The 25,840-nt window shown below is 45.3% G+C and carries 33 protein-coding genes and 1 pseudogene; 8 read left to right on the top strand and 26 right to left on the bottom strand.

Annotated elements, in window-relative coordinates; genetic code table 11:
• Nucleotides 1–176: 176 nt before the first annotated feature.
• Nucleotides 177–1,772, top strand: a complete 1,596-nt coding sequence (locus E5S67_RS00890; RefSeq protein WP_172184561.1) for an IS1182 family transposase — start codon at nucleotides 177–179, stop codon at nucleotides 1,770–1,772.
• Nucleotides 1,773–1,793: 21 nt separating this feature from the next.
• Here the strand turns inward: E5S67_RS00890 and E5S67_RS34335 are convergent, their stop codons facing one another.
• From E5S67_RS34335 to E5S67_RS00855, 8 genes are all read right to left on the bottom strand, one after another.
• The gene (locus tag E5S67_RS34335) at nucleotides 1,794–2,156 is read right to left on the bottom strand and encodes a Uma2 family endonuclease (protein WP_339382788.1); all 363 of its coding nucleotides are present in this window, start codon (nucleotides 2,154–2,156) and stop codon (nucleotides 1,794–1,796) included.
• A gap of 15 nt (nucleotides 2,157–2,171) precedes the next feature.
• Entirely contained in the window at nucleotides 2,172–2,354 is a 183-nt protein-coding gene (locus tag E5S67_RS34330; protein WP_339382785.1) for a hypothetical protein, read from the bottom strand.
• A 55-nt stretch (nucleotides 2,355–2,409) separates the two neighbouring features.
• The gene (locus tag E5S67_RS00880) at nucleotides 2,410–2,793 is read right to left on the bottom strand and encodes a hypothetical protein (RefSeq protein ID WP_172184559.1); all 384 of its coding nucleotides are present in this window, start codon (nucleotides 2,791–2,793) and stop codon (nucleotides 2,410–2,412) included.
• Nucleotides 2,794–2,804: 11 nt separating this feature from the next.
• On the bottom strand, nucleotides 2,805–3,242 hold the full coding sequence (locus tag E5S67_RS00875; RefSeq protein WP_172184557.1) for a CdiA C-terminal domain-containing protein: 438 nt from the start codon (nucleotides 3,240–3,242) through the stop codon (nucleotides 2,805–2,807).
• Between the two features lie 375 nt (nucleotides 3,243–3,617).
• Nucleotides 3,618–4,886 carry a phospholipase D family protein gene (locus E5S67_RS00870; RefSeq protein ID WP_172184555.1) on the bottom strand — a complete coding sequence of 423 codons (1,269 nt, stop codon included), beginning with the start codon at nucleotides 4,884–4,886 and terminating at the stop codon, nucleotides 3,618–3,620.
• A gap of 240 nt (nucleotides 4,887–5,126) precedes the next feature.
• Nucleotides 5,127–5,357 carry a hypothetical protein gene (locus E5S67_RS00865; RefSeq protein ID WP_172184553.1) on the bottom strand — a complete coding sequence of 77 codons (231 nt, stop codon included), beginning with the start codon at nucleotides 5,355–5,357 and terminating at the stop codon, nucleotides 5,127–5,129.
• A gap of 179 nt (nucleotides 5,358–5,536) precedes the next feature.
• Nucleotides 5,537–5,806, bottom strand: coding sequence for a hypothetical protein (locus E5S67_RS00860; RefSeq protein ID WP_172184551.1), 270 nt, complete (start codon nucleotides 5,804–5,806; stop codon nucleotides 5,537–5,539).
• A gap of 74 nt (nucleotides 5,807–5,880) precedes the next feature.
• Nucleotides 5,881–6,324 carry a hypothetical protein gene (locus E5S67_RS00855; RefSeq protein WP_172184549.1) on the bottom strand — a complete coding sequence of 148 codons (444 nt, stop codon included), beginning with the start codon at nucleotides 6,322–6,324 and terminating at the stop codon, nucleotides 5,881–5,883.
• A gap of 144 nt (nucleotides 6,325–6,468) precedes the next feature.
• On the opposite strand from E5S67_RS00855, the gene E5S67_RS00850 reads away from it, so the two are divergent.
• Nucleotides 6,469–6,681, top strand: coding sequence for a helix-turn-helix domain-containing protein (locus tag E5S67_RS00850; protein ID WP_006631112.1), 213 nt, complete (start codon nucleotides 6,469–6,471; stop codon nucleotides 6,679–6,681).
• A gap of 57 nt (nucleotides 6,682–6,738) precedes the next feature.
• On the top strand, nucleotides 6,739–6,951 hold the full coding sequence (locus tag E5S67_RS00845; protein WP_172184547.1) for a helix-turn-helix domain-containing protein: 213 nt from the start codon (nucleotides 6,739–6,741) through the stop codon (nucleotides 6,949–6,951).
• Nucleotides 6,952–6,980: 29 nt separating this feature from the next.
• Here E5S67_RS00845 and E5S67_RS00840 read toward each other — a convergent pair whose 3' ends face one another.
• Nucleotides 6,981–7,355, bottom strand: a complete 375-nt coding sequence (locus E5S67_RS00840) for a hypothetical protein (protein WP_172184513.1) — start codon at nucleotides 7,353–7,355, stop codon at nucleotides 6,981–6,983.
• A 63-nt stretch (nucleotides 7,356–7,418) separates the two neighbouring features.
• On the opposite strand from E5S67_RS00840, the gene E5S67_RS34325 reads away from it, so the two are divergent.
• The gene (locus E5S67_RS34325; protein WP_339382784.1) at nucleotides 7,419–7,934 is read left to right on the top strand and encodes a DUF2442 domain-containing protein; all 516 of its coding nucleotides are present in this window, start codon (nucleotides 7,419–7,421) and stop codon (nucleotides 7,932–7,934) included.
• 1 nt (nucleotide 7,935) lies between these two features.
• Here E5S67_RS34325 and E5S67_RS00830 read toward each other — a convergent pair whose 3' ends face one another.
• The 10 genes from E5S67_RS00830 to E5S67_RS00785 all read right to left on the bottom strand — a co-directional run bounded on the left by E5S67_RS00830 (nucleotide 7,936) and on the right by E5S67_RS00785 (nucleotide 15,152).
• Nucleotides 7,936–8,889: a F0F1 ATP synthase subunit gamma gene (locus E5S67_RS00830; protein WP_172184545.1), complete on the bottom strand. Its 954-nt coding sequence runs from the start codon at nucleotides 8,887–8,889 to the stop codon at nucleotides 7,936–7,938.
• A gap of 128 nt (nucleotides 8,890–9,017) precedes the next feature.
• Nucleotides 9,018–10,535 (bottom strand): F0F1 ATP synthase subunit alpha, encoded by a 1,518-nt coding sequence (gene atpA / locus E5S67_RS00825; protein ID WP_172184543.1) that lies wholly within the window; start codon nucleotides 10,533–10,535, stop codon nucleotides 9,018–9,020.
• Nucleotides 10,536–10,653: 118 nt separating this feature from the next.
• The gene (gene atpH / locus E5S67_RS00820) at nucleotides 10,654–11,199 is read right to left on the bottom strand and encodes an ATP synthase F1 subunit delta (RefSeq protein ID WP_172184541.1); all 546 of its coding nucleotides are present in this window, start codon (nucleotides 11,197–11,199) and stop codon (nucleotides 10,654–10,656) included.
• 3 nt (nucleotides 11,200–11,202) lie between these two features.
• Nucleotides 11,203–11,730 carry a F0F1 ATP synthase subunit B gene (locus E5S67_RS00815; RefSeq protein ID WP_172184539.1) on the bottom strand — a complete coding sequence of 176 codons (528 nt, stop codon included), beginning with the start codon at nucleotides 11,728–11,730 and terminating at the stop codon, nucleotides 11,203–11,205.
• Nucleotides 11,731–11,817: 87 nt separating this feature from the next.
• Complete coding sequence (locus E5S67_RS00810; protein ID WP_216670112.1) at nucleotides 11,818–12,285, bottom strand: F0F1 ATP synthase subunit B'; 468 nt, start codon at nucleotides 12,283–12,285, stop codon at nucleotides 11,818–11,820.
• Nucleotides 12,286–12,311: 26 nt separating this feature from the next.
• Nucleotides 12,312–12,557, bottom strand: a complete 246-nt coding sequence (atpE, locus tag E5S67_RS00805) for an ATP synthase F0 subunit C (protein WP_172184535.1) — start codon at nucleotides 12,555–12,557, stop codon at nucleotides 12,312–12,314.
• A 146-nt stretch (nucleotides 12,558–12,703) separates the two neighbouring features.
• Nucleotides 12,704–13,459, bottom strand: a complete 756-nt coding sequence (gene atpB, locus E5S67_RS00800; RefSeq protein WP_172184533.1) for a F0F1 ATP synthase subunit A — start codon at nucleotides 13,457–13,459, stop codon at nucleotides 12,704–12,706.
• Nucleotides 13,460–13,486: 27 nt separating this feature from the next.
• On the bottom strand, nucleotides 13,487–13,942 hold the full coding sequence (locus E5S67_RS00795) for an ATP synthase subunit I (RefSeq protein ID WP_172184531.1): 456 nt from the start codon (nucleotides 13,940–13,942) through the stop codon (nucleotides 13,487–13,489).
• 397 nt (nucleotides 13,943–14,339) lie between these two features.
• The gene (locus tag E5S67_RS33020) at nucleotides 14,340–14,606 is read right to left on the bottom strand and encodes a hypothetical protein (protein ID WP_246276568.1); all 267 of its coding nucleotides are present in this window, start codon (nucleotides 14,604–14,606) and stop codon (nucleotides 14,340–14,342) included.
• 93 nt (nucleotides 14,607–14,699) lie between these two features.
• Nucleotides 14,700–15,152: a nitrate reductase associated protein gene (locus tag E5S67_RS00785; protein WP_172184529.1), complete on the bottom strand. Its 453-nt coding sequence runs from the start codon at nucleotides 15,150–15,152 to the stop codon at nucleotides 14,700–14,702.
• Nucleotides 15,153–15,422: 270 nt separating this feature from the next.
• Here E5S67_RS00785 and moaA point away from each other — a divergent pair, with 270 nt between their 5' ends.
• Nucleotides 15,423–16,412: a GTP 3',8-cyclase MoaA gene (gene moaA / locus E5S67_RS00780; protein WP_172184527.1), complete on the top strand. Its 990-nt coding sequence runs from the start codon at nucleotides 15,423–15,425 to the stop codon at nucleotides 16,410–16,412.
• Between the two features lie 144 nt (nucleotides 16,413–16,556).
• Here the strand turns inward: moaA and E5S67_RS33015 are convergent, their stop codons facing one another.
• The 7 genes from E5S67_RS33015 to E5S67_RS33905 form a co-directional block, all read right to left on the bottom strand.
• A complete protein-coding gene (locus E5S67_RS33015; protein ID WP_246276567.1) occupies nucleotides 16,557–16,667 on the bottom strand; it encodes a type II toxin-antitoxin system HicA family toxin in 111 nt (36 codons plus the stop codon).
• The gene (locus E5S67_RS00770) at nucleotides 16,664–16,867 is read right to left on the bottom strand and encodes a type II toxin-antitoxin system HicB family antitoxin (protein ID WP_172184525.1); all 204 of its coding nucleotides are present in this window, start codon (nucleotides 16,865–16,867) and stop codon (nucleotides 16,664–16,666) included. The genes E5S67_RS33015 and E5S67_RS00770 overlap by 4 nt, the downstream gene beginning before the upstream one ends.
• Before the next feature lie 40 nt (nucleotides 16,868–16,907).
• Nucleotides 16,908–17,132, bottom strand: coding sequence for a DUF433 domain-containing protein (locus E5S67_RS00765; RefSeq protein ID WP_172184661.1), 225 nt, complete (start codon nucleotides 17,130–17,132; stop codon nucleotides 16,908–16,910).
• Between the two features lie 113 nt (nucleotides 17,133–17,245).
• Nucleotides 17,246–17,491: a hypothetical protein gene (locus E5S67_RS00760; protein WP_172184523.1), complete on the bottom strand. Its 246-nt coding sequence runs from the start codon at nucleotides 17,489–17,491 to the stop codon at nucleotides 17,246–17,248.
• A gap of 95 nt (nucleotides 17,492–17,586) precedes the next feature.
• The gene (locus E5S67_RS00755) at nucleotides 17,587–17,760 is read right to left on the bottom strand and encodes a hypothetical protein (protein WP_172184521.1); all 174 of its coding nucleotides are present in this window, start codon (nucleotides 17,758–17,760) and stop codon (nucleotides 17,587–17,589) included.
• A gap of 171 nt (nucleotides 17,761–17,931) precedes the next feature.
• Nucleotides 17,932–19,185, bottom strand: a complete 1,254-nt coding sequence (locus E5S67_RS00750) for a class I SAM-dependent methyltransferase (RefSeq protein WP_172184519.1) — start codon at nucleotides 19,183–19,185, stop codon at nucleotides 17,932–17,934.
• Nucleotides 19,186–19,271: 86 nt separating this feature from the next.
• Nucleotides 19,272–19,400 (bottom strand): hypothetical protein, encoded by a 129-nt coding sequence (locus E5S67_RS33905; RefSeq protein WP_281363507.1) that lies wholly within the window; start codon nucleotides 19,398–19,400, stop codon nucleotides 19,272–19,274.
• A 465-nt stretch (nucleotides 19,401–19,865) separates the two neighbouring features.
• On the opposite strand from E5S67_RS33905, the gene E5S67_RS00745 reads away from it, so the two are divergent.
• The 3 genes and pseudogenes from E5S67_RS00745 to E5S67_RS00735 form a co-directional block, all read left to right on the top strand.
• Nucleotides 19,866–22,643 carry a phycobilisome rod-core linker polypeptide gene (locus E5S67_RS00745; protein WP_172184517.1) on the top strand — a complete coding sequence of 926 codons (2,778 nt, stop codon included), beginning with the start codon at nucleotides 19,866–19,868 and terminating at the stop codon, nucleotides 22,641–22,643.
• 1,152 nt (nucleotides 22,644–23,795) lie between these two features.
• Complete coding sequence (locus tag E5S67_RS00740; RefSeq protein WP_172184515.1) at nucleotides 23,796–25,181, top strand: P-loop NTPase fold protein; 1,386 nt, start codon at nucleotides 23,796–23,798, stop codon at nucleotides 25,179–25,181.
• Between the two features lie 156 nt (nucleotides 25,182–25,337).
• Nucleotides 25,338–25,840 (top strand): annotated as a pseudogene (locus E5S67_RS00735) (shikimate dehydrogenase); the annotation flags it as partial.

Genomic DNA, 25,840 nt, shown 5'->3' with positions numbered 1-25,840 from the left:
ACCGCTGCAAGGAGTAGAGGAGAGTTTTGTGTTGCGTGCTGCTAAATAAAAGGTTGTAGAATTTAGTTTAAGCTAGGGCGTCGGTACAGTATTAGAAGTTGACAAAACTGCGTAGATATGATAGTTGAATTGAGAACCCTGTTAAATTCTCACCATCAGGAAAAAAGAAAAAACCTATGCGTCCTCCCTTATGGCATCCTCCAATTGAACTTTCAGACCATGAAGAGTTGATTATCAAACGCATTAAACGAGCCAAGCTCTTCACGTTTCTTCGACTAAACCGTTCATTGATATTTAATGATGAGTTCCAAGAGGAACTGGCGACAATCTTTAAAGATAGCACCGTGGGTCACAGCCCAGTTCCTCCTGCAAAAATTGCCTTGGCAATTATTCTGCAAGCCTACTTAGGCATTTCTGATGATGAAGTAATTGAAGAAATGCTGATGGATCAACGTTGGCAGTTAGTTCTCGATTGTCTCAAGTGTGAAATTCCCCCTTTTAGCAAAGCCACTTTGGTGAGATTTAGAAAGGGCTTAATTAAAAAAGAACTAGACCAACGTTTAATTGACCGCACCGTAGAGATTGCCAAACAAAAAGGTGGGTTTGGCTCATCTCAACTCAAAGCGGCCTTAGATTCCTCACCTTTATGGGAAGCCGGGAAAGTCGAAGACACATATAATCTATTGGGTCATGCTTTGCGGAAAGCAGTGAGTGTGATAGCTGCTGGACAGGGGCGGGGGTCAGCAGAAATTGCCGATGAAGCTGGTGCGCCAATCCTGAATAGTTCTAGCTTAAAAACGGCCTTAGATTTAAATTGGGATCATCCAATCGAGCGTCAAAATGCACTCTCAATCATCTTAAAAAGCTTAGATTCCGTAGAAGAATGGATGCAATGTCAGTCTCATTGTCAGGGGTTTGACCTCGCTCAAGAGACCCTCAACGTTGCCCGAGTCATTGCATCCCAAAATGTGACGTTAGACTCTCAAGGAGTTCCTACTCTAATCAAAGGGGTAGCAAAAGACCGTCGCATTTCTATTGAAGACCCAGATATGCGGCATGGACGGAAAAGCCGATCTCAAAAAATAGACGGGTATAAACGCCACATCCTCAAAGATTTAGATAGCGGTGTGGTTTGTGCAGTAGCATTGACTCGGGCAAATACTCCCGAATCTGCTGCTACACTTGACCTAGAACGTGACTTAAGACTCCAAAATATTCACCTAACTGAGCTACATATTGACCGGGCTTATTTATCTAGTCATTGGGTCATACAGCGGGATGAGAAATTAAAGATATTTTGCAAGTCGTGGCCAGTCAGAAATTCTGGCCTGTTTGATAAAAATTCCTTTTTCCTAGATTGGGTTCGGCATTTAATCACTTGTCCCCATCAAGTAAGTATCCCATTTGAGCCGGGAAAAGTTGTTCATTTTCCTCCGAGTAAATGTGCAATTTGTCCTCTGAGAGCCGACTGCACAAATAGTAAAAGAGGACGTAGTGTATCAATTCATCCTGATGAGGCTTTAATGCAAGAGTTGCGAGCGCGTCAATCCACGACCACTGGTCGTCTCGACTTGAGAAAGCGTACTACGGTTGAACATTCTTTAGCCCATATTGGTCATTGGCAGGGGAACCGCGCCCGGTATCTTGGACAAAGGAAAAATCTCTTCGATTTACGTCGAGTCGCTGTTGTCCATAACCTCCATGTTATTGCTCGAATATCTCAGCTTTTGCCAATTCAACCGGGCATAAAGTCGAATTCATTGGCCGAGTAATTGCATACATCTCTTTTGTTGTCAACTTCTAATACTGTACCGACGCCCTAGCAATCGATCGACCTCGATGCTAAAACCGACCAGGATTTGTTGAGTGCGGGCGGTATCGCCGGATCTAAATGTCAATATTTGATTTTGAGTCATCACGGATATTAAACGACTTTCGGGAAAAACTAACCAGACTTCCTGACAGCTAGATTCTAAATATTCCTGTGCTTTGAGAAAAACATCTTCAACGATATCGGTGGGTGAAACTATTTCGGCAATTAACGGAAAACTTTGGGGTAAAGTGGCAAGATTGCCAAATTGTGCAACTAATTCTGGTGTGAGATAAGCGACATCGGGGCGGCGAATTTGTTGCTTAGTGTGGCAAGGTGGTGAAATATAAACTTCTCCTCCTTATTTGCTGGAAATCATGTAATTTGCCCAAGCACAACCCAGGCTTGATTGAATTTTACCATGCTTGAGCGTGGCTCCATTTTTCTCCACGAGTTGTCCGTCCACCCATTCCATCTGGTCGGGGGGATGAGCCATGAACTCTTTTAGAGTAAAATGCTTCTGTGCGGCAGTAGCAGTGACCATAGTCATTTCCTCGTTTTTACAAATCGGTTTCAGAACTTGCCTGTATGATGTTCGATCAAACCTTCACCAATGGCGCAAACTCCTCTAACTTCACTTGTAAGTCATCCACCAGCATTAAACGATACCTTTCGGTAGTTTTCAACTTGTGGAGAACATAACTAGCAAACTCATCGCGCCACTTTTTTCTATCAAGTTCATTCGAGATGTTCAGCGCTCTGATTGATAGGTTGTAAGGGTATTCTTCAAATGTGAGCTCTTTATCATTTTCAAAATCATGCTTTCCTACTGTAAGAGTGATTGTTGAGTCACGAAACTCATACCAGTGGTCAATGCCATCAGAAACCAGCTCTAATTTAAGAGCCAATATAAACTCTAATTCTTTGATTAAATGTTCGATGTCCTGTGGAAAGTCTACAAAAATATCTAGTGTGCGAGACATAAAAACCTCCTTTATTGAAACTCAGTAAAAGTGATGTCATAGATATCGCCAATAATTCGGACGCTATCAATTTTTCCGCGTGTAATATTTTTCGCCCTCTGCAAACCTCGTTCAGCCTCAGCTTCTATCAACCCAGACGCTCTAGCATCTATAATTATATCCCTAGCTTGTCCCCCTCGTCTAATCGAGTTGTTGATCTGATTTTTTACTGTAGCGCTTGTAGCACCGGCATCCAGACTTTTGAATTCAGTGAATTTTCCATCTACCTCAGCATCGGGATTTCTACCTCCATCGGTTTTTTCCACCAAGGCTTTAACATTCTTTCCCTCTCTTTCCAGAAATTCAGCAATCGCTCTTTCGGTTGCACCAAAAGCTCTTTCTGATTCATCAATACTGCCACAATTAGCCGAATTTTGCTTAGGGGTTTGGTTAGTCCCGTTATTCACCATTTTTGGTTATTTAAAATTTTGGTGAATTATCGCACATTATGAGCCAAGCCACTTGAGAAAAGGAACCGGGTTTCTCACTTAGTCAATACAATGATTCCTCTCCCATCAGGTTCTACTATTACCCTAATACTAACACTATCTCTAGTTCCTTCAATATGGCATCTTACAGGCTTACCAGCAAAGAAGTTACTTAAAATTTTAGCAAAGACTTAAGATAACTATAAACTCTGAAACAATAAATTGCCTTTTATTTTCTGACAACTAATGGCACTTTTGCAAGAAGCCTGCTATTACTATTATGGCCGGTAAAGACGATGATTTTATCCCATAACTATTGTAAAATTAAGTTGGTATTGAGAACACAATGATGGCACATTAAATGGAGTCGCTGATTTCTTTTAGCTTTTTCTTTAAAATGATGGGATCAATTTCTTCTATTTCGTTTAATAGTATGTCAATTTGTGATTTCATCTTCTTAGCTTTTTCTAGCCCTTTTTTATACTTATCATCTTGGAGCATTTCCTGATATTCCTTAACTTTTTCTTCAAAATCCTTTAGAGTTGCATACTCTAATTTAGGGTATTGATTCCTTTCTCTATATTCCTTATACTTTTCCTCAGCTATTTTTATCTTTTCATACTCTTCTTTCTTTTCAAGAATTTCACCAATATCCTCAGAAAGCTCATAAGTTACATTTTTTTTATATCTTACAAAACATCCTTCTGTGTTTTCTTGATCGGAAAGGTAAGGCATGATTTCAACAATTTGGTATTCCTTGTTTTCTGTTAATAAGAGGCATAAAGAACCTTTGAGAAAATCCACTTTCGCTTGCTCTATAGTTTTGTGTGACGAGTGAAAACAATGTATATTCTTACTATCATTAGTGAGATTAGTTGCCTTGGCACGAAGAACACTATCAGTCAGGACACCTAGTTTAATGAATTTACCATCTGGTCTGTTTGGTATGGGTTGTTGATCTTGATTTACAGGCGTAGAATTTTCTTGAGACTGTGGGAGAACTTCATTTTGATCTTTACGAGAGTGTTTTTCATTATATTGTCTTTCATACTCCTTAATTTTTTCTTCATCCCACGGAGGCGATTTACTAATATATTTATTTGACAAACGATCAATCAATTCTTTTGTTAAATTTAAGTTTTGGATACTAATACATAATTCTCCCTTACCTTCAAGACCTGCCTTGGTTAGGTTAGATGACCCTATGATCGAAAAACCTATCTTAGAACCTTTCCCTTTCATACTACCTAAAAAACAATAGGCTTTGATATGAAAATTCTCATTGATATAAGATTCATCATTAATAGTTTTCGGGCATATAAAACTAACAAATTCAGTTTTGATTTTCTGGGATTTTGATAAACTTAATATTTCTTGAATATCACTAGGTTTATTAAAACAAGTTTTTGTTCCGATAGCAATCACAACTTCCGTATTTTCATGTAAAGAACGGTGTTCAAGAATCTTTTTTACTTGTCCCACCCCATCATTAGTAACAAAAGCAGAAAATAGATAAATTTTTTCCCAAGAAAATCTTTTTGAATCTAATAAAAACTTGATTTCCTTGTCTAAGTTGTCCTTTTCTGATTTTTCGGGATTGTCGTATAAGAACCAAAAAGACATCATAAATAGCTCCAACTAATTGAAATAAAACTTTTTAGGTAAGATATAAACCACAATTTGATTATCTTCCCTAAAACTGCGCGATCGCACCTAATAAAATTGACTAAAAACATAATCAGGCAACTCAATCAAAGCCTACTTTGACTCCGACGGCGGGAACCCCACCAAACGCATAACCGCAGACTGAGCGGACTTAGCCTGTAATTCCCGCGATCGCCCTCTGTTGGTTGGATGCCTGAAAAATCACTCATAACTCTCTACAACATCATAGTGTTTTGCAGCCACGCCTAAGCCTTGTAGCGCTAGAGCCCGCGTGGTTAGTGATGCTTGAGTTTGCCAGATGTTGACGAAAAAAGGAACAGCGCGATCGGGATTGTTTTCTGCAAAATCGAAGAATACCTGGATTTGTTCTCCTACATTCCGATAGCGATCGGGTAAATCGCCTCCGCCTGGGATGTTTGAAAGGTTACTCATGGGGTTAACTGCGATCGAGGGGAAGCGCATGGAAAAAATTTTATCTCTCAAAGTCTAGCTTGCTCTGCTAAAAAAACCAACTTGTATCTGTAGCCACATAAACAGGACTTACGCAGGGACGCTACATATTAGCCGCTTTTGAAGAAAAGAATAGATTTTAAATTTTTCTTGCTAGTCTATCATTGATTCTCTCCCAGTTTTCTGATTAAAAATCTGACTTCTTCGAGCAAAATATTAAATCGTTGGTCGTTTTCTATTTTGTACTGTTGAAAATCCTCATCCCGCCGCCGCATTTCTTCATCCCGCCGCCGCGTTTCTTCATCCCGCCGCGAGTCTCTTTCTAAAAGAGCATTGACAGCACCTACAAGCATATCGACATTCCGAGTCGTTTGCTCTACAGTAGAAGCCAAATCATCCACCATTTCATCGTTCCAGCGTTCGGTTGTCATTGTTCTTCTTCCTTTACCTGTTTTCAATCAATATTTTACGACTCTTGACCGCTATTTTTAGTCGATCGCTCTTCTTAGAAATTTTCCAGCAGAGATTTCTCTTGTGCATAAACCTTTCGCAGCGACTCCAGGGCGATCGCACTTAACATCAATTTAATCACCCCCACCATTTCCCCCCACTCCAACAATTCAGAAACACAAACAGCTTTCTGAAATCTATCCGCATAGAAATCCACCCAAAAATCCGGCGCGTGTCTCTCTTTCTGACTCGCTATCCGGCGCTTCCAATAACCAAAATCTAAACCAGAGGGCAATTCCACTCCCAAAACAGGCGGAAAGTCGGCATAACTCACAAACCGACTCATCCCTTTGGCGTGCACGTACAGGATATGCGCCCAGCACTCGAAGCGATATATTTGTTCTACCTTGATTTTCAGCAGCCGCGCGATCGCCTCTTTTGTCACAAACCGGCTCAATCTGTGTCTGGGGGTTGATTTTCGCGAAAATTTTGTTAACATGATGTTAAGCAAATCCTTTGTAAAGAGTACAAACTTTTGTAAAGGGATTGAATTTGGATAGGCGATCGCTTTTTAGTTTTCCAGACCTGGGGGCGATCGCTTTTTACGATATTTTTATTAAAAACTAAATCTAGTTTTTTGTCAATGGGTTTAATTAGATTGCGGGTTAAAGAATTTGCTGCTGAGAAAGGCTGGACGATCAAAGAGGTTTCTGAGCGATCGGGAGTCATCTACAGCACACTCACCACCTATTCACGTTCTCCGGGAATGGCAATGGTTGATTTTACTTGTCTGCTGAAGTTGGCACGTACTTTTGACGTGATGGTGGAAGATTTAGTTGAGGTCGTCAAAGAGTAGTCGATCGCTTTTTACAGTACAATCGCATGACTTATATCAATCACATCTCAAGAGCTTATGGGCTTAATTAGATTGCGGGTTCGAGAGTTTGCTGCTGAGAAGGGCTGGACGTTGAAAGAAGTTTCAGAGCGATCGGGAGTAGTCTACAGCACGCTCAGAACCTATGCCCGATCGCCCGGATTAGCAACAGTTGACGTGACAGCCTTGCACAAGTTGGCGAGGACTTTTGATTTGTCGATCGAAGATTTGTATGAGATTGTGCAGGAATAGTCGATCGCTTTTAGGAACTAATTATCCACTCAATATTGCTCGACAGTTGCTAGCATCTGATTGACAGACTCGCTTTGTTGTAGCGCTTCCCAATCAGATGTAACAGGTTGGTAAGAACAGTAACACACCACAATTCGCTCCTCAGTATCGGAAGCAAAAAACTGCTGAACGCGAGTAACTACCCAATCTCCATCTTTTCCGTGGGTGACTCCATTACCGGGGTCAGATAGATTTTCATAATCGCGGGTTTTGTCGCCTACTTGAGGAATTTCAGGGTTTTCTTCCCAAGTCCAATTTTCCCAAAGTATATTAGTGAGACCGCCCCTCGGCATAAGCTGACGTTTTTCCCAGCCGGGAGCACTCATGCTTTCGGTTTTGTAGACAATCCAGATTTTTTTTGCCATTTTTCCTCCCTTTCCTTTAATCTTGGTAATCTTGCCACATATCCTGAAATAATAACTTTTTTAATGGTTGAGTTGCTAGAAATCCCCCAAGCACAAAAAGTAGTTGTTACAGACGACACGCTAACAGTCGATCTATCCGATTGTCGTACTATTTCTGTTCCTTTAGTTTGGTATCCTCGGCTATTGCACAGCACACCAAACGATCGCAATAATTGGCGATTTATTGGTGGAAATGAAGGAATCCACTGGCCGGATATTGACGAAGACATTAGCATCAAAAATATCATTCTCGGTAAACCATCTGGAGAAAATCAGAAGTCATTTCAGCGGTGGTTAGAGGAACGCGGGAAGATAGATAGTCTAATCCAAAATTCTGTGGCTTCGGAATTTATATTACCCACAGTCAGGACACGGCAGTGCCGTTTCCCTACAATTAAATCGGTGATGGTTACATCCGAGCGAGGAAGATTGATTATTTTGGGTAGGGAAACGGCATTGCCGTATCCTCAGTTGCTTCAAAAAAAAGCGCCTGAGTTCCCTCAGACGCATACCATAAAATCAACAAATTGTCAACCCTAACCTAACCGTTCAAAGCCTCTGCACCGCCGCAAACTTCCAGGATTTCCTGAGTAATTGCCGCTTGCCGCGCCTTGTTATAAGTCAGCGTCAAACTACCGATCAAATCGCTAGCATTCTCACTAGCATTGTTCATCGCCGTCATCCGCGCCGCCAACTCGCTAGCAGCAGACTCTTGCAAAGCCCGCAGCAATTGGTTGTTCAAATACAAGGGCAGAAGAGCATCCAGAATTTGCGCCGGATCTTGCTCAAAAATCATGTCGCGGGGCAAACTCTTCTTAGTAGGTGCAGAAACCTTTTCGCGCGATACTTGAAACTCTCCGCCTTTGCTAGTCAAGCGGAAGATTTCATCGTCTTGCACTTCAAAACCTTGGGGGTCGAGGGGCAGCAAAGTTTGAATTACCGGACGCGAACTAATTAACGACACAAACTTGGTGTAAATTAGCTCAACTCTGTCAACAGTTCCCGACAGGAACAAAGAAAGCAATTCGTCAGCAATTTGCGCCGCTTCCGGTGCTGTGGGAATTTGTTCCAAGTTAGCGTAAGTAGCATCAATCGGCTGTTCGCGACGCTGGAAATACTGAGTAGCTTTGCGTCCTACCAACACGTATTTGTAGTCCAAGCCTTCAGCTTTGATTTCCTTAGCGCGATTTTCGGCGTATCTGATGATGTTGCTGTTGTAGCCGCCGCACAAACCCCGATCGCCCGAAACTACCAACAGTCCCACCGATCGCACTTCGCGTTTTTTCAGCAGGGGCGAATCCAGGTTTTCAAACTGCAAGCGTTCCGCCAAACCGTACAATACCTCTGCCAGCCGATCGGCAAAAGGCCGAGTTGCAGTCACCTGTTCTTGAGCGCGGCGCACCTTTGCAGCGGCCACCAAGCGCATTGCTTCTGTAATCTTTTTAGTGTTCTTGACCGACTTAATGCGATCGCGAATAGTTTTCAGATTTGCCATAACTTTCTCCTTACATCCTTGCCCGCATCTTCTTAATTAAAACCGCAGATTAACGCAGAGTAACGCAGATCAACTTCAGATTATCTGCGTTAATCCGCGTTCATCTGCGGTTCAAAATTTCTACTTGTCTACGCAGAAACTAGAAAACTTTGCTTGTATTCAGTGATGCCTTCTTTCAGCAGCTTCTCAGCTTCATCAGTCAAGGCCTTTCCGCCTTGAACAATTTCGCCGTACTTCGGCTTGCTAGTCCGCAAATAGTCGCGCAAACCAACAGTAAACTTGCTGACTTTTTCCACCGGAATGTCATCCATATAGCCGTTAATACCGGCATAGATTACAGCTACTTGTTCGTTCATCGGCAGAGGCGAACTTTGGGGCTGTTTCAACAGTTCCCGCAAGCGCTGACCCCGCGACAATTGATTCTGAGTAGCTTTATCCAAGTCAGAAGCAAACTGAGAAAATGCTGCCAGTTCTTCAAACTGCGCCAATTCCAGTTTCACCTTACCGGCTACTTTTTTCATCGCCTTAGTTTGAGCCGCCGAACCTACCCGCGATACCGAAATACCGGGGTTTACTGCGGGACGCAAACCAGCGTTAAACAAGTCAGAAGAAAGGAAGATTTGACCGTCGGTAATCGAAATTACGTTCGTCGGAATGTAAGCTGAAACGTCACCAGCTTGGGTTTCGATAATTGGCAAAGCAGTCATGCTGCCTTCGCCCAAATCGTCGCTCAATTTAGCAGCGCGTTCTAGCAAGCGAGAGTGCAGGTAAAACACGTCTCCGGGATAAGCTTCGCGACCGGGAGGACGGCGCAGCAACAAGGACATTTGGCGGTAAGCTTGTGCTTGTTTGGAAAGGTCATCGTAAATGACCAAAGTGTGCTTGCCTTTGTACATGAAATACTCGGCTAAGCTAGCACCTGTGTAGGGAGCCAAGTATTGCAGGGTTGCGGGGTCGCTAGCGTTGGCTGCTACTACGATCGTGTAGTCCATCGCGCCCTTTTCTTGCAGGACGTTGACGATGTTAGCTACTGTAGAAGCTTTTTGACCGATCGCCACGTAAACGCAGATCACGTTTTCCGATTTTTGGTTAATAATCGTGTCGATCGCGATCGCAGTTTTACCGGTTTGTCTGTCACCGATAATCAGTTCCCGCTGTCCTCTTCCCACCGGAATCATCGCATCAATAGCGGTAATTCCTGTTTGCATCGGTTCGTAAACAGAACGGCGAGAAACAATCCCCGGTGCCGGAGATTCAATCAAGCGAGATTCAGTAGTTTTAATGTCCCCTTTGCCGTCAATCGGACGGGCCAAAGCATCAACTACCCGTCCCAACATTGCTTCACCCACGGGGACTTCAGCAATTCTGCCAGTAGCTGTTACCACCGAACCTTCTTCGATGCCGAGTCCTTGTCCCATCAGCACAGCGCCGACGTTATCTTCTTCCAAGTTCAGTGCAATACCAACAGTGCCGTCGGCAAATTCTAGCAATTCCCCGGACATAGCTTTATCTAAGCCATAAATCCGGGCAATACCGTCGCCTACTTGCAGAACCGTACCGACGTTAGAAACTTTAACATCTTGGTCGTACTGCTCAATTTGCTGGCGAATAATGCTGCTAATTTCGTCTGGTCTGATTGCTGCCATGTCAGTTGTCAGTTATTATTTGTCTGTTGTCCGTTGTCAGTTGTCAATTGTCAGTTGTTCAAAACTACTAACAGTTAACCGCTAACTAAATTAGCTAATAGTTATCAGCTATTAACTATTAAGAATTCAAGCGAAATCCCAAGCGGCGCAATTGTCCTCGCAGGCTGGCATCAATCACTTGAGAGCCTACTTTAATCACGACTCCGCCGATTAAATCTGCGTCTATTTTGGTTTCAATTTCTACTTGCCTTGCGCTTGTCATCGCCTGCACTTTCTCGCGAACAGTTTGCTGCTGAGCGTCTGAAAGCGGGACAGCCGAGGTAACTTCCGCCAAAACAGTTTGGTTGAGTTCTCGGAGTTCGGTCAAGTATTTTTTGCCAATTCCTTCTAAAAAAAGAATCCGTCCTTTGTCTACTAACAGCCGCAAAAAGTTCCGCATCAACGGGTTCATTTCTGATCCCGCTATTCGATCGATTACGGCTTTTTTATCCTGCGGTTTCACCAGAGGACTGCCTAGAAATAGGCGGAGTTCCTCCGAATTTTCTAGCAGGTTCAGCAAGGAGCGGATATCTTCGCCGAACTGCTCTGAGAGGTTGTTAGACTTAGCCAGTGACATCAAAGCGGATGCGTAAGGCTGTAAGACTTCGGTGCTGACTTTACTCACTTTCTAGCCTCCCAGTAACGCAATGCTGCGATCGATTAATTGGTGTTGAGCGTTTTCGTTCAAGCTAGTTTTTAGCTGGCCTTCCACCCTTTCTAATGCCATAGATACAACCGCCGATCTGAGTTGGGCGATCGCTCTTTCTCGATCTGCTTCCAACTCTTGACCCGCTGTTGCTTTCATGCGTTCAACTTCCTGCGCTGCCTGAGCTAGAATTGCTTCTTTGGCTTTCTTCGCATTTTCTTCAGCAGCGGATCGAATCCGTTCCGCTTCTGCTTGCGCTTGAGTCAATTTTTGCTGTTGCTCTGCTAGAGCTGCTGCTGCATCTTTTTGGCGAGTTTCTGCTTCTTTAATTGCCTCTTCGATGCCGGAGCGTCTTTCGCTGAGGATGTTCCCTAAAAAGCCGCGCCCGAAGTAAAACAGCAATCCAATAACAATGATCAGGTTAATCAGGTTGGTTTCTAAAATATCGAAATTTAAACCGAAACCACCTTCCCCGCTAGCTTCTGTGGCTAGCAATAAAACAGTCCCCATGATACTCTTCCATAATTGCGCGTGCAGGTTTGGTGAACCGATTTTAGATTTGAGGATTTACCCAAAATCTCAAACTGTTCGATCGAGCTATTTGACCAGTGCAGTGCCTAATAGCTTTTCAAGAATTTGTCGGCTCAGGACATCTACTTCTTGCTCCAGCGAGCGCATTGCCTCTTGTTTTTGTTGCTCAATCTCTTGTCCTGCCTTTTCTCGCGCCACTTGAGCTTCTTTTTGAGCCTCAGCTACTTTTGCCGACGCGGTTTTTTGGGCATCTGCTTGAGCCGCAGCAATTACTGCTTGAGACTGTTTGCGAGTTTCTCCCAGTTTTTGTTCGTATTCCTGCGCTAATTTCTGAGCTTTCGCCAAGCGTTCCCCAGCAGAAACTTGAGTGGTGCGGATGTATTCATCCCGCTCGTCGAGCATCTTTGTCAGGGGCTTATAGAAAACAGCGTTCAGGACTACCATCAAAACTAGGAACTGCAACGCCATAAAAGGCAAAGTTGCATCAAAATCAAACACTTTTAGTTCCTCCTTTGTTTTGGGGCGGAAAAACATCCGCCCCTTTTTGCAGTCCTTCAGTATTAAGCGAAGGGATTAGCAAACAGCAGCACCAATGCAATAACCAGACCGTAGATGGTCAGGGATTCCATGAATGCTAAGCTCAGCAGGAGAGTCCCGCGAATTTTGCCTTCTGCTTCCGGCTGGCGGGCAATACCTTCTACTGCTTGACCCGAGGCATTACCTTGACCGATGCCAGGTCCGATCGCGCCCAAACCAATAGCTAAACCTGCGGCGATAACTGAAGCAGCAGCAACTGTCGGATTCATGATAAATTTCCTTAACTTTGTGTACAGATTGAAAAACAGATAGTGCGTAATTGGTAATTGGTAATTGGTAATTAGTCATCAGTCATTAGTCATTGGACTGCTGATTTCTGACATATCGCTATTAGCCATTAACCAATTCCAGAGTGTTAATCGTGGTGTTCGTCGCCGTGTCCTTCCAATGCTTCGTGAATGTAAGCTCCTGCCAAGGTGGCAAATACCAAAGCTTGAATCGCACTGGTAAACAGACCCAACATCATTACGGGCAGAGGTACAAACAGGGGAACTAACAGCACCAGCACCGCTACCACTAATTCATCCGCTAAAATGTTACCAAATAAACGGAAACTTAGGGAAAGAGGCTTGGTGAAATCTTCCAAGATGGCGATCGGCAACAAAATTGGGGTTGGTTCGATGTACTTACTAAAGTAACCCAAACCCCGCCTGCTGAAACCCGCATAAAAATATGCTAGAGAAGTCAGCAAAGCAAGTGCTACCGTCGTGTTGATGTCGTTGGTCGGAGCTGCTAGTTCGCCTTCTGGCAACCTAATTAGTTTCCAAGGAACTAAGGCACCCGACCAATTCGATACAAAAATAAACAGGAACAAAGTGCCAATGAATGGCAACCAGGGACGGTACTCTTTCTCGCCGAGTTGATTTCTAGCCAAGTCTCGAATGAATTCTAAGGCGTACTCCATGAAATTTTGCATTCCGCGCGGAATTCTCTGCATATTGCGAGTTGCCGCCAGGGAAGCTATCAGGAGGAGAGCAATCACAATCCAGGAGGTGATGAATACCTGTCCGTGAACTTTGAGATTGCCTATGTGCCAGTAGAAATGCTTGCCAACTTCCAACACAGCGAAGGGAAGAGCATTAAAGGCATTTAAGACATTTAGCATTTCCATTCACAAGAAGTTCACACAGTGGAGGGTTCACCGACTGCCTGACCCATTGACGGGATCGGGAATGAACAGGCTTTGCAGCATATAAAACACGAGCGCGCCCTTATATGTCAGAAATCCCAAAAATACGGGCAAAATGTGTAGCTGATTCCACTGAGTTGCTACTACAATCAACCCAATAAATACAGCCAACCGATTTTTACTCAGACTCCTCTTTTGCGGGCCGAGGCGCTCAACGTCTTTGGCCAACATTCTCAAGTAAACCACACCTACGATCGCCCCAATCAAGTAATTTAGGGCAATGTTGAGCGAATAAAAAATCCACACAGAGATAAAAATTATTCCCGTGAAAGCGAGTGTGACTACAAACAACTGTTGCTGAAGTTTGTAGAAATCTTGCATAGCATCAGTGGACTCCGGTTCGGACGAACCTGTCTGAGAGATGTCCTGCGTTTGGGCGGTGGATGCGCGAGATTGATCTGACAAGGTTACTTGACTTTCAAAGCAGTCGGTGTTAGTTGACTCCCACTACAATTAATTCGGTTGAAACCGTCTTGTAGCGACAAGTGTGACAAACGTTACAGATCGCACACTTCACATCGAATAATACCACGTGCAGGTAACATAACTTAAAAAAAATGAATTTTTTGATGGGTTTCTCAGAACGGTCTGCCTGAGCCACTTGACCTCGCTCGGCAAGCGTGCCGAACCGTTCCGAATCCTGAAGCTACAAGGCTTTTATGCAGACAGCCGCAGATTTTATGAATATTTATAATGTTGTCGCGATCGCCCGTCCTCTGGACTCAACTTTAGCACTTTTGCGGCGACAGCGATGAACGGTGAGGTTCTAACCAGCAACCAGCGTCAATCACTGCGGTCGAAACTACTCCCAGTTGGTGAGGGTAGCGGGGTACGGGATCGTTCTCCAGCCAGATGGGAGTACCATCATCGGTTCGTAGCAAGCAACAGTATCAAAGGTTCCAGGCTGTGCTTTGAACTCAACTTGTTGTCCGGGCCGATACCCGAATGCTTCGTCCCAGTCTACACCTGCACAGAAGTCCACGATCGGCTTTCTGTAATTAGTAGTCTTTGATACTGATTTTAGAGGCGATATCTGAAGTTTGCCAGCATTTAATAGTTTTAGATACAAAAAATAACTTGACAGGAGTCTATGCACAGGCGGTTCGTGCAGTCTTGTGCGGGACTGTTAGCCAGAGTACGAACTAGAGGCAGGGCAAGTGACCTATGATTCAACGAGGTGAAACTCTTTAACAGCCGGGAGAAAGTTTCTATTTTCGTGGCTCGATCGACTAAGCTTGATCAAAGCAAATCGCTGTAGAGGGTGCAAACTCGCCCACTGTGCCAAAGAAATTGTCACTCCGAGCTCTTGCGCTTTTGCAGAAACAGACTCCGGTACAGTTGCAGCATCCATCCACGGGGGATTTTCATCAACCGCCAAATCAGTTCCCGGTTTGCCTGTATGTTGAATTAATATTTTATTTAGCTGTTCTCGGTAATCAATAATTTCTGCTGGTGTCAAGCAAGGTTTCTCTACAAGGATTTCACGTTCTGCTTGGTTAAAATGATTCCAATCTTGCAACTTTAATTTAATACCGCAAGTATCTAACTTGAGACGTACCTGCATCGGAATGCAGCGCAGAGCTTCCACAAAATCAGCTTCAAATTCAAAAAACATAAATCTACCAATTTTAGATTTTAGATTTTAGATTTTAGATTTACTCTACAGCCGGGAGCTGGGAGCTTGTATCCCTCAATTGTATTTGAGATTTTAGATTTTAGATTAGAGATTTAATCTACAGGCGGGAGCTGGGGGCTTGTATCCCTTTTTGGATGATATCAATTGTATTTTAGATTTTAGATTAGAGATTAGAGATTTACTCTACAGCCGATAATTGCAGAAAATCGAGTCAGCATTTATAATTAAATAATATTACAAAGTATTGACATGAATCCCGTAGACTACCTTCGGATTAGCTTGATAGACCGCTGCAATTTCCGCTGTCTCTACTGTATGCCGGAAGGTAGCGAGTTGGACTATGTATTGCAGCAGCAGTTGTTAACTCACTCGGAATTGCTAACTCTGCTGCGGGAAGTTTTTATACCCGTGGGATTTACAAAGTTTCGCTTGACGGGTGGGGAACCGCTGCTGCGCCCTGGGGTGGTGGAATTGGTGAGGTCGATCGCCTCAATGCCGGAAACCCGAGATTTATCCATGACAACCAACGGATTTTTGCTCGCCGGAATGGCCGAAAATCTCTACAATGCTGGTTTGCGCCGGATTAATATTAGTTTGGATTCCTTGGAACCGGAGACTTTCGATAAGATAATTGGTAGTCGGGGGCGATCGCGGTGGACGCAGGTTTGGGAGGGAATTCAAGCGGCTTATCAAGCAGGATTCGACCCGCTAAAACTGAATGTTGTGGTAATTCCCGGTGTGAATGACGGCGAAATATTGGATTTGGCTGCATTAACAATTAACCGGAATTGGCACGTTCGATTTATTGAATTTATGCCGATCGGGAATGGGGATTTATTTGGCGATAAAGGTTGGGTAGCATCAGCCGAATTGCGGCAACAAATTAGCGAGAAATACGGGTTAGCAGACTCGGGAGTGCGCGGTAACGGGCCGGCGGATGTGTTTCAAATTCCGGGGGCGAAGGGTACTTTAGGATTTATCAGTCAAATGTCGGAGTGTTTTTGCGATCGCTGCAACCGGATGCGTTTGTCTGCTGACGGGTGGCTGCGGCCTTGTCTGCTGAACGAAACAGGTCAAATTGACTTAAAAACTGCTTTACGGAATGGGGTGTCTACAGGCGAATTGCGCGATCGAGTGCAGCAGATATTGAATATTAAACCGGAGATTAATTTCAAGCAGCGAGATTCCGGAACTACTCAAGGAAATTACAGCCGCACCATGTCTCAAATCGGTGGCTAATTATCTGAAATCTATCGCTCTGAAAATAGATTATACTTAAGACAAACTTTGTAAATCTTCCTCAGATAGCTGGGCTATTTTCATCAAGGCTCTTAAGGTTCCAACTTTCAAATCTTGATTCCGGTGAACGGGAATTGACAAAATTTATTCTATTTCGGCGTTTTCATAGATATGATGACTGCCAGTAACTCTTTTCAAAACCCAACCTTTCTGCTCTACTATTTTGCACAGTCGCTTTCCTGAAATAGATTTCATACAGCAATTTCAACAACTTTATCTGTGGAGGCAATTGCTTCACGACTATTAGCAACATCGAGCCAACCTTCAATCGCATCTTTTAAATTAGCCACCACTTCTTCCATAGTATCTCCTTCGGTAATACACCCGGGAAGTGCGGGAACTTCAGCCCAATAGCCACCTTCTTCTGCGGGATGGATAATTGCTCTAATTTTCATACATTTCTTCAGTCATTTGTTAAGGATATTATAACGATTATTAATAAATACAGGAAAACTTCTTTTTCTCGCGATCCGCCGCAAAAGCAAGGCTGGCTTTGATGTCTGCCGAAGTGAGTTCGGAAAAATCTTCCAGAATTTCTGCTTCCGCCATGCCACCGACGAGATATTCTAAGATGTCGTAGACGGTGATTCGCATTCCGCGAATACATGGTTGACCACTGCGTTTTCCAGGTTCACTTGCGAAACTATCAAAAAATAGGATTGAAAACCCTGTCCTTTCAAGACTACTTTTTTTAATTCAAGTATAGAAGTCAAAGTCTTAATATTTTAAGACTTAACTGGTTCCCAGGCTAGAGCCTGGGAACGAGCAAACACCTACGCTTTGCGCTTCCGACGGCGAATCAGCACACTCATCACTTGGTTCGGATTAGCTGCACGTTGTAGGGGACTCCAATCGCCAACTTCGGCAAATCCCAGGCGGTACAAGGTGAGTATGGTTTCCCTGACACCCGATTGCGAACCTGTCACCGTTACACACACCACATCCTGTTCCGATTCTGCTGCTGAGTCGTCATTTGGCCGAGCAAATTTGTTGTCGTCAGGCAAGAATTCCTTTGACATAATTATGTTCTCCTGGTTTTGGGTTTTCTAGAAAAACCCAAAAACCCAGCCGCCCCGCTTTTCAACACATAGCAGGGCGGCTACAGAGAGTGTTATCATACTCCGTTAGCCTCCAGACTGCTTGTCCCAGTTTGGCGGTGAGCTGTCCATTGCTGTTGGTAGCAGCTTTGGGCAGTGCAACTAGATTTTTGGGCGACGCGGGCTACTTCCTCTACAAGCAAAGCAACCTCTAACTTCAAAGCGTAGCCGCAGACGGGGGCCTGTGTCAATCCATTTGGGATTTGGGATTTTACGGGAAGTTACCCACAATCAGGAGACGGCAGTACCGTTTCCCTACAGTTAATCTGGCGATGGTTACATCTGTTGCGAGGGGGATCGATCGATTATTTTGGAGTAGGGAAACGGCATTGCCGTGTCCTCAATTCCCCTGTTGTCGATTGTTATATCCGATCGGACGGTGTTAGCAAAATTAGCTGTTTTGATAAGATCGATCGCACTTCATCCAATCCCATCTCCACATCCGCCAAAATCTCCCCAACAGTCTTCTCTCCTTTACCTTGCCCAAGCGAGGTTCCCTCTTTCTCCCCCCCTTGGTAAGGGGGGGCTGGGGGGGGTACACAACCTTGCAAAAACTCAAATTCAGCACTTGACAAATTGATCAATTGGTAGTTGCAATCAAACACTTGTTGACTCGGCCAACCGTGCATACAACTACTCAACTCGGGAATTGCCGCCAAAAGTGCCTTATCGTCCGACCAATCAATCTTATTAACAGGCTTTTTGCCCAAGAAAAACTCGTAATGAGTGATTTCCGTATCCAACAATTCAATTAATCGATAAAGCTCCCGTTCCGTCAAACCCTGAGCTCTTTCTATCAATTCCGGCGCTTTCCCCAAAAGTCTTTCTAACTGCCAATATCCCGGATTTGAGAAACCAAGAAATTCCAATCCCGAAGCGTCAATTAACTCGAACAAAGTCTCAATATTGTAGTCAGTTTCCTGCGGGTGAACGTACATATCAGCAAAACATTCGTCCCGCTGATTTTCTCCTGCCCAACGCTGTTTTTCGTACTTGACAAGACGGTTGTTTTCTGGTAAAGAAGCAAAGATTTGACGACCGACTTTGACGCCATCGGGATAGTCACCTTTTTTCGGGCCTTGAAAAAGTCCGATCGCCCTTTGCATGAGTTGAATTTCCCAGCGTCCGAGCTCAGCATACACAAAAATGTGCATCAAACCGCCCTCCGCCAACTTCGCCGCCAGCGCTTGAATGCCCCGGATCGGATCGGGTAAGTGGTGCAGCACGCCGACGCAGTTGATCAAATCAAACTCACCATCTAACTCGGCGGCATCGTACAGGCTGAGGTGGCGAAAATCCGCTTCGCGCGCTCCCGATCGCCGACAGCGTTCTTGTGCTACCTTCAAAGCACCTTCACTCAGGTCGATCGCCGTTACCGAAGCTTCAGGATTGAGGTGAATCAGATAATCGGTGCTCGAACCAGTGCCGCAGCCAGCATCTAAAATCCGAACATCTAGTTTTGGCGGCTTTTGGCCGGTGCAAAAATTGTAAGCATCAGGCCAACTCCAGCGCCAGTTGTACCCTGGAGGCGGTTCATCTGACAAAGGATCGGGCGGGAAAGGGAAAGTATCGTACAGCCGCCGCACGGCAGCACTGATATCAGGCGTAGTATCCATAGGTGAGGTAATAGTGCGTGAGTTTTGAGATTGGTTGTCAGTAGCTACGGGCGAACAGCGCTACGCGATGCACTTCTATTGCTTCGTTAGTCGCAACCAAAGTGTCGCTTCGTCAAGTTGGGCAAGCCTGAAAGAAAGGGATCGGGCGATCGACTAACCCCTGATTGCCAAGCCCTGACAGCTTCTGCGTAATAAAACTTATCATTTTTTCTCATATACGCTCTCTTAAATCTATACAATAAATCTCGGCAGGCTTTTTAACAAACAAGGACTGTCAATAACCCACCGCTGAGCTTTCGGGTAAAGCGGAGGCGTCTCTCAAGAGAGCAAGAGGCCCAGAAAAAGGCAGAAGAAAATTTTAGATTTTCTTTTCCCTTAATTGACGGCACTTCCTGCAATCGCCCAAAGGCAACTCTCCTGCCAAGTCTTTGTTTCCACGGGTTTACGGGCGGAGCTCCGCGGAGGGAGTGCCCCCTGCCTGCCTTCGGGTCGGACATTTGCCGGCAGGAAGAAAGATGAAACCAAAACATTTTAATCTAAGAAAGTAAGCGCGCCCGAACCTCGTGACAGGTAAAGGCAAAAAGTAAACAAAGCAAAAATACCTAATTTTACCTGCATGAGAAGGCAAGGTTAGTCTGGGTAAATGCTTCAACGATTTAGATAGGGAGCTAAGGAGTCTAATGACTGTAAAGGCAAGTGGTGGAAGCTCAGTTGCACGTCCGCAACTATATCAAACTGTACCAGTCGCAACAATTTCGCAAGCAGAACAGCAAGACCGCTTTCTACAGCGGGGCGAACTCAGCGAACTGGCAAGTTATTTCAGTTCAGGGGCTCTTCGGATCGCGATTTCTGAGACGCTGACCCAAAACTCGGAACTGATTGTATCTCGCGCAGCCAACCGGATTTTTACCGGCGGTTCTCCGCTGGCATTTTTGGAAAGACCACAAGAACCTGCGATGGCTGTAGCAGGCGCGGCTCGCGGCGGCTCGGGGAATGTCTCTGAAGGCATGAAACTGGGAACTGTTACCTACGTTGAAGGTCGCGCAGGCGGCGGCGGCAACGGCTCAGGCGGCGGCGGATTCTTGGGGCTGGGAAATCTGTTTTCTGGCAACGGTGGCGGCTACAACGGCCCAATCCCAGCAGGATTTCAGCCGATCAATGTCTCGCGCTACGGCCCGGGCAACATGACCAAATCTCTGCGGGACTTGAGCTGGTTTTTGCGCTACATCACCTACGCGATCGTAGCTGGCGACCCGAATATTATTTCGGTGAACGTGCGCGGATTGCGGGAAATCATCGAAAATGCTTGCTCTTCGGCGGCCACAATTGTGGCAATGCAGGAAATGAAGGCAGCATCTTTGGGCTATTTCAGAAACAATGCAGAGGCCGCGGCGATCGTCGGACAATATTTCGAGGTAGCGATTACCGAATTCAAAGCTCCCACACCTTCAGACAAGGTGCGGCAGCGCGAAAGCAACGACCAGCAAGGGCTGCAACTGCCTCAAATCTACTTCAACGCAGCCGAGCGACGGTCAAAATTCGTCATGAAAACCGGCCTGTCATCGGCAGAAAAGCTAGAAATAATCAAAGCAGCTTACCGCCAAGTATTCGAGCGCGACATTAGCCGCGCATACAGCCAAAGCATTTCTGACCTGGAATCCAAGGTCAAAAACGGCGAAATCTCGATGAAAGAGTTTATCCGCCGGTTGGGTAAATCTCCTCTGTACCGCCAGCAATTCTACGAGCCGTTTGTCAACAGCCGCGCTGTAGAATTGGCCGCCCGTCACTTCCTAGGCCGCGGTTTGAGCTCGCGGGAGGAGTTCAGCAAGTATTTTGCGATCGTCACTAAAGGCGGCCTGGCAGCCCTCGTAGACGCGATGGTTTATTCCCAGGAATATTCCGACTACTTCGGCGAAGAAACCGTGCCTTACCTGCGCGGTTTGGGTCAAGAAGCTCAGGAATGTCGCAACTGGGGCCCGCAAATTGATTTGTTCAATTTCAGCGCTCCGTTCCGCAAGGTTCCTCAGTTCATCACCTTGTTTGCGGGCTACACTCAGCCGCTACCAGACCAGCACGTTTACGGTGTTGGCAATGACCCCTTAGAAATTCAGTTCGGCGCGATTTTCCCGCAAGAAACTCGCAACCCCAAAAACCGTCCAGCTCCCTTCGGCAAAGACACTCGCCGTATCCTGATCCGTCAAGGTGCGGGGATTGACAATCAGTTGAGCAATCCGGCGGCTCGCGGTGCTGCTCCTGGTTCTCTGGGCCCCAAGGTCTTTAAATTAGACCAGTTACCGAGCAACTATGTTGCTTCCAAGAAAACTGCCCGCGGTGCCTCCAGCAGCTACAGCAATGCTTCCAGTGTCAAATATACCGAAAGTTCCACCCAAGCGGTGATTCGGGCAGCTTACCTGCAAGTGTTCGGTCGCGACGTGTTCGACGGCCAGCGCCAAAAGGTGGCGGAAATTAAGCTGGAAAACGGCGACATTCCGATGCGCGAGTTTATTCGGATGTTGGCGAAGTCAGACGTGTTCCGCAATATGTACTGGAGCAAGCTGTACGTTTGTAAGGCGATCGAGTACATTCACCGCCGACTCCTGGGACGCCCTACCTACGGCCGCCAGGAAATGAACGCTTATTTTGACATTTGCGCCAAGAAGGGTTTCTACGCGCTGGTAGATGGCATCATCGACAGTCTGGAGTACAACGAAGCTTTCGGGGAAGATACAGTGCCCTACGAGCGCTACGTAACTCCCGCAGGTTTGTCGATGCGGACGATGCGATCGAGTTCCGTCGCTGAGCAAAATGTCCAAGCTCAGATTGCGGACACGCCTCGGTTTATCGAACTCGGTGTAGCAGGCGATCGGGGCGATTTCGATCTGCAAAATCGGATTGCTCAAGGTGTCAGCAAGCGACGCGAACAAACTAAGGTTTTCAAGCTGACGACTACTTCGGACAAGGTAGCTTTGAAAACTTTAATTCAAGCTGCTTACCGTCAAGTTTTTGAACGCGACTTGAATCCCTACGTTGTGAAGAATGAATTCACGGCGCTCGAAAGCAAACTTGGCAACAATGAAATCAATCTCAAGGAGTTCATTGAAGGTTTAGGTTGTTCCTCGCTGTACGTCAAACAGTTCTACGCACCTTATCCAAATACTAAGGTGATTGAGTTGGGCACCAAGCACTTCTTGGGCCGCGCTCCTCGCAATCAGGCGGAGATTCGGACTTACAACCAAATCTTGGCAAGTAAAGGGATTAAGGGCTTTATCAACGCGATGTTGAACAGCGTTGAATATGCTGATGCTTTTGGTGAGGATACTGTTCCTTACCGCCGCTTTCCGACTCTACCGGCGGCTAATTTCCCGAATACTGAAAGACTGTACAACCAGTTGACTAAGCAGAATGGTGAAATTGTGGTTCCGAGTTTTGAGCCTGCGGCTGCGATCGACAGAAGCTAGATTGATTTGAGGTTTGAGATGTTAAATTGCTGTTAATTCAACGTCTCAAATTAGTTGAAGGGCTGGTGTAGTTACCAGCCCTTTTTTTGGTATAATTTGGGGATTTTTAACCGCAGATACACGCACATGAATAGAATATAAAAGTTTTATTTGATTGGGGATAAAGAGTTTTTTAAATAACCGCAGAGGGCGCAGAAATCGCAGATTTAGGGAAGAGAGAGTGTGCTAAGAAACCCGGTTTTTACCAAAATAAGAGATTTAGCAACGATAAAATAGCAAGAAACCGAATTTTTGAAGAAAGCGTGGGTAAGCCCTAATTTAATCAAACTGCTACGATTGTAGCATCCGTTTTATTTTGGGCTGTTGTTTTTTCTAACTTTCAAGTTTACGCTGTTGCAATGGAGAGGCTGGTCACAGGTCAAAACCAGGCTTCAGCAGGTGTACGCGAACGAATGGTAAGATTTATGGAAAATAGCACTGTCAGTCGATTTTAGATTTTAGATTTTAGATTTTAGATTTACTACACACATGAATCTGGGAGATTGAATAAGAGTCTAAAACTTTGATCTCTCTACGACTGTTGTCCTTCGCAAGTATCCGTTTTTGCTCGGGGTCAAATCTGCTGAATCGGTGCAGCAAACAGTTTTAAATTTGCCACTGGATTTGCTGCTGCAATTAGATTTGAGGTTTGAGCTTTGAGCAAATCTGGACTTGATAATTGCATCGGGGGGGTGCAAGTACCCGCCCTTTATACATTCGGTTAACCGTACTAAAATAGCCACTTTGACGCGAGAACATTACCGCCAACTCTTCGTCTTTGATTTCAATATACAAAATCGCGATCGTCACAAACAGAGCGATTGCCTAGTTATTGGCTATTAATGACTTCCCTTAATGCCCAGCCTGCAAAAATTAGGTATAATTGGTGAGTGCGTATTTTGATAGAAGTAAAAAAAAAATACCACTGTAGGCAAGCTCCAAATCCCGATAGTGATGAGTCATTCCAAATCTAAAATCTAAAATTTTATGAGCTACATCGAGATCTTGGCGGTCAAATAAAATATTAGAATAAACTGGCCACTTGTTCTGATTAGTACAATAGCTAAATGAATAAGGTATTAGGGCATAATGTTGTGAAAGATGGAACAGGGTATGGAACTAAATTTACAGAAATTTTATAGGGCCTGCAATCCCAGCTACACCCTGGCAGTAGCAAATCAAAAAGACCGACAATACTATATCGATTTCTCATCAGTGCGGGGCGGCACAATCGTAGAACAATTGGAGCGGACTATCAGCCGTCTGTCCCCCGATGCACCTACCTGTCAATTATTCACCGGTCACATCGGCTCTGGTAAATCAACAGAATTGCTGCGGCTGCAAGCAGAATTGCAGCAACAAGGATTTCATGTTGTTTACTTTGAGTCGAGCAAAGACTTAGACATGGCAGATGTAGATATCACTGACATTTTGTTGAGCGTTGCTCGTCAGGTGAGCGAAAGCATCGAGAAAATGAAAATCAAGCTGCAACCGACGGGTTTTAAAGCTTTGCTCAAAGGGGTTGCTGAGGTTTTTCAAACTCAAATCGACTTGAGGGCTGAAGCTAATGTCCCTGGTTTTGGGGAAATAAATGCCAGCACGGAGGGAGAATTTTCTCTGGCGTTGGGAATTGGAAAAATTACTGCTAAAGCGAAAGATGCTCCGAATCTGCGATCGGAGTTGAGGCAATATTTGGAGCCGCGAACTAACGTAATTTTAGATGCGCTTAATAAGGAGTTGCTAGAACCGGCTAACCAAGAACTGAAACGCCAGGGAAAACAGGGACTTGTGGTAATTATCGACAATCTCGATCGCATACACCTGTGCGCGAAACCGACGGGGCGGCTTCAGCCGGAATACCTGTTTGTCGATCGCGGCGAACAGTTGGCCAGACTAAATTGCCACGTCGTGTATACAATCCCTTTGGTGCTGATTTTCTCTAACGATTTGGGCCAGTTGACCAATCGCTTTGGGGTCGATCCGAAGGTTTTGCCGATGGTGCCGGTGCAGTTGAGCGACGGTTCTGAGTGTTCTGAGGGTGTGGAATTGCTGCGGCAGATGGTTCTGGCGCGGGCTTTTCCGACAGTGCAGCCTTCGCAGCGCTATGCTTTGGTTGGCAAAGTTTTCGATTCTGCGGAAACTCTCGATCGCCTGTGTCGAGTCAGCGGCGGTCATGTCCGCAATTTGCTGCAATTGCTGTATAGCTGTCTGCAGAAACAAGACCCTCCTCTGTCGCGGGAAACTTTGGAAAATGTGATCGTCCAGCGCCGCCACCAGCTTACTTTGGCGATCGAACCGGATGAGTGGCAATTGCTGCGCCAAGTATCCGCTAGCAAAACTGTGAGTGGGGAAACTAAATATCAAATCTTGCTGCGCAGTCTCTGGGTGTTTGAATACCGTTACGGCGAGGATTACTGGTTTGATGTCAATCCGATTTTGGCTGACGCCAAAGAGTTTCGGCACACAGTTGATAGTGGAGAGTTGACAGTTAACAGTTGACGGTTTACAGTCACTCGGCGAGGCAAGTCGCTTCTGAACCAACGAAGTTCACTCCTAGCCGACTAAAGAATAAGGGCCCGACGGTAGCAGGATCTGGTATGAAAACTAACAAAACTCAACCGTTAACAGTCAACAGTCAACAGTCAACTAACAAAAATGATTAAAGGCACTACTAAACTGTTGGGAGTAATTGGTCATCCCGTCGAACATTCTTTGTCGCCGGCGATGCACAATGCTGCTATTTCCCACTTGGGAGTCGATTTTGTTTACCTGCCATTTCCGGTAAAACCAGGGGATTTAAAAGCTGCTCTTGCAGGATTTGCGGCGATCGGCGTTCGGGGATTTAGCATCACGATTCCGCACAAACAAGCAATCTTACCGCTGCTGTCGGAAGTTTCCCCGATCGCCCGAGCGATCGGCGCAGTCAATACCGTATACCTGACTGACAAAGGTTGGTGCGGCACAAATACTGACGTTGAAGGCTTTCTCGCGCCGCTGCAAACCCCCCCAACCCCCCCTTACCAAGGGGGGGCTAAAGACGCGATTTCTGCCTTAGAAAGGGGCAATACGGCTGTTGAATCTGATTCGCCTCCTTACGAATCAGGGGCTGTTGAATCCTGTCCCCCCCCTTACCAAGGCGGGGGAAGGGGGGGTTCAGA

The sequence above is a fragment of the Microcoleus asticus IPMA8 genome (assembly GCF_013179805.1).
GTDB classification, from domain to species: domain Bacteria; phylum Cyanobacteriota; class Cyanobacteriia; order Cyanobacteriales; family Microcoleaceae; genus Microcoleus; species Microcoleus asticus.
The sequence above is the reverse complement of the archived record's forward strand: the minus strand, read 5'-3'. Positions and strand labels throughout refer to the sequence as shown.

Coding starts and splice junctions, on each gene's coding strand:
- E5S67_RS34325 (WP_339382784.1), top strand. CDS start 7,419: ATGGTTGAGTTGCTAGAAATCCCCCAAGCACAAAAAGTAGTTGTTACA.
- E5S67_RS33015 (WP_246276567.1), bottom strand. CDS start 16,667: ATGAAATCTATTTCAGGAAAGCGACTGTGCAAAATAGTAGAGCAGAAA.
- E5S67_RS00770 (WP_172184525.1), bottom strand. CDS start 16,867: ATGAAAATTAGAGCAATTATCCATCCCGCAGAAGAAGGTGGCTATTGG.
- atpE (WP_172184535.1), bottom strand. CDS start 12,557: ATGAATCCGACAGTTGCTGCTGCTTCAGTTATCGCCGCAGGTTTAGCT.
- E5S67_RS00815 (WP_172184539.1), bottom strand. CDS start 11,730: ATGGGGACTGTTTTATTGCTAGCCACAGAAGCTAGCGGGGAAGGTGGT.
- E5S67_RS00810 (WP_216670112.1), bottom strand. CDS start 12,285: ATGTTTTTCCGCCCCAAAACAAAGGAGGAACTAAAAGTGTTTGATTTT.
- E5S67_RS00890 (WP_172184561.1), top strand. CDS start 177: ATGCGTCCTCCCTTATGGCATCCTCCAATTGAACTTTCAGACCATGAA.
- moaA (WP_172184527.1), top strand. CDS start 15,423: ATGAATCCCGTAGACTACCTTCGGATTAGCTTGATAGACCGCTGCAAT.
- E5S67_RS33905 (WP_281363507.1), bottom strand. CDS start 19,400: ATGAGAAAAAATGATAAGTTTTATTACGCAGAAGCTGTCAGGGCTTGG.
- E5S67_RS00860 (WP_172184551.1), bottom strand. CDS start 5,806: ATGACAACCGAACGCTGGAACGATGAAATGGTGGATGATTTGGCTTCT.
- E5S67_RS00760 (WP_172184523.1), bottom strand. CDS start 17,491: ATGTCAAAGGAATTCTTGCCTGACGACAACAAATTTGCTCGGCCAAAT.
- atpB (WP_172184533.1), bottom strand. CDS start 13,459: ATGGAAATGCTAAATGTCTTAAATGCCTTTAATGCTCTTCCCTTCGCT.
- E5S67_RS00875 (WP_172184557.1), bottom strand. CDS start 3,242: ATGGTGAATAACGGGACTAACCAAACCCCTAAGCAAAATTCGGCTAAT.
- E5S67_RS00855 (WP_172184549.1), bottom strand. CDS start 6,324: ATGTTAACAAAATTTTCGCGAAAATCAACCCCCAGACACAGATTGAGC.
- E5S67_RS00745 (WP_172184517.1), top strand. CDS start 19,866: ATGACTGTAAAGGCAAGTGGTGGAAGCTCAGTTGCACGTCCGCAACTA.
- E5S67_RS00880 (WP_172184559.1), bottom strand. CDS start 2,793: ATGTCTCGCACACTAGATATTTTTGTAGACTTTCCACAGGACATCGAA.
- E5S67_RS00850 (WP_006631112.1), top strand. CDS start 6,469: ATGGGTTTAATTAGATTGCGGGTTAAAGAATTTGCTGCTGAGAAAGGC.
- E5S67_RS34330 (WP_339382785.1), bottom strand. CDS start 2,354: ATGGTCACTGCTACTGCCGCACAGAAGCATTTTACTCTAAAAGAGTTC.
- E5S67_RS00870 (WP_172184555.1), bottom strand. CDS start 4,886: ATGATGTCTTTTTGGTTCTTATACGACAATCCCGAAAAATCAGAAAAG.
- E5S67_RS00830 (WP_172184545.1), bottom strand. CDS start 8,889: ATGGCAAATCTGAAAACTATTCGCGATCGCATTAAGTCGGTCAAGAAC.
- E5S67_RS00865 (WP_172184553.1), bottom strand. CDS start 5,357: ATGAGTAACCTTTCAAACATCCCAGGCGGAGGCGATTTACCCGATCGC.
- E5S67_RS00740 (WP_172184515.1), top strand. CDS start 23,796: ATGGAACTAAATTTACAGAAATTTTATAGGGCCTGCAATCCCAGCTAC.
- E5S67_RS00750 (WP_172184519.1), bottom strand. CDS start 19,185: ATGGATACTACGCCTGATATCAGTGCTGCCGTGCGGCGGCTGTACGAT.
- E5S67_RS00840 (WP_172184513.1), bottom strand. CDS start 7,355: ATGGCAAAAAAAATCTGGATTGTCTACAAAACCGAAAGCATGAGTGCT.
- E5S67_RS00845 (WP_172184547.1), top strand. CDS start 6,739: ATGGGCTTAATTAGATTGCGGGTTCGAGAGTTTGCTGCTGAGAAGGGC.
- E5S67_RS00785 (WP_172184529.1), bottom strand. CDS start 15,152: ATGTTTTTTGAATTTGAAGCTGATTTTGTGGAAGCTCTGCGCTGCATT.
- atpA (WP_172184543.1), bottom strand. CDS start 10,535: ATGGCAGCAATCAGACCAGACGAAATTAGCAGCATTATTCGCCAGCAA.